This window comes from Pseudarthrobacter sp. CCNWLW217 (genome assembly GCF_037203985.1).
Lineage (GTDB): Bacteria > Actinomycetota > Actinomycetes > Actinomycetales > Micrococcaceae > Arthrobacter.
Genome location: NZ_JBBCBT010000050.1, coordinates 1 through 1,016, shown reverse-complemented (window position 1 = coordinate 1,016; position 1,016 = coordinate 1). Strand labels below are relative to the sequence as shown.

Here is a 1,016-nt window from a genome sequence, read left to right as displayed (position 1 = left end):
TTGCGGGCGACGTCGAAGGCTTCGAGGGCCTGGTCCACCGGGTAGTCGTGGGTGATGACGGGGTTGATGTGCAGGGTGCCGTCGGTGAGGGCGGTGATGACGTCGTCGATCTCGTCATTGAACCGGAAGGAGCCTTTGAGGTCCAGTTCCCGGGTGATGGCCAGGGAGATCAGGACCGGCTGGGGTCCGGTGGGGAGGAGTCCGACCATGACCACGGTCCCGCCGCGGGCGGCGCCCTGGATCGCGGAGGCAAGTCCGTGGTGGTTGCCGGAGGATTCAATCACGACGTCGGCCTGCACCACCGCGATCGCGTCCGCATCACCGGCGGTGATCACCTGGTCGGCTCCGACGGCGGTGGCGATTTCCAGCGGTTTGGGGTGCATGTCGACGGCGGTGATCCGGGCCGCGCCGGCACGTTTGAGGACGGCGACGGCCAGGGCGCCGATCGGGCCGGACCCGATCACCAGCGCGGTCTTCCCGGCCACGTCCCCCGCCCGGGCCACCGCGTGCCAGGCGACCGCGGCGGGCTCAATCAGCGCCGCGGTGCGCAGGTCCAGGCCCGCGGGCAGGACCCGCAGCATCCGGGTTGGCAGGTTCACGTACCGGGCAAACGCCCCGTCGGTATGCGGGAACCGGGCCGCTGACCCCAGGTACGTGCACCCGGGTGAGAGGTTGGGCCGCTCCGCCGGGTACCGGATATCCCCGGCACCTGGCCCGGGCGTGGCCGGATGCACGGCGACCGGGGTCCCCGCGGCGGGGCCTGTCCCGTCGGCCGCGGCACGGACCACGGTCCCGGAAATCTCATGACCCAGCACCAGCGGGGCCTTCAGGACCGACTCCCCCGCCGCCCCGTGCAACCAGTAGTGCAGGTCCGACCCGCAGATCCCGCCAAACGCCACCTCGATAACGGCCTCACCCGGGCCCGGCGCCGCCAACGGCACCTCCTCGATGCGCAGATCCCCCTTGGCATGGGCCACCACCGCCAAACCCGACACCGGCAGACCCGGCACAGGCAG

At 71.7% G+C, this 1,016-nt stretch carries 1 protein-coding gene; it reads right to left on the bottom strand.

Annotated elements, in window-relative coordinates; genetic code table 11:
* A partial coding sequence (locus V9L18_RS21980; RefSeq protein WP_337349266.1) for an L-idonate 5-dehydrogenase occupies positions 1–1,016 on the bottom strand: 1,016 nt, incomplete at its 3' end.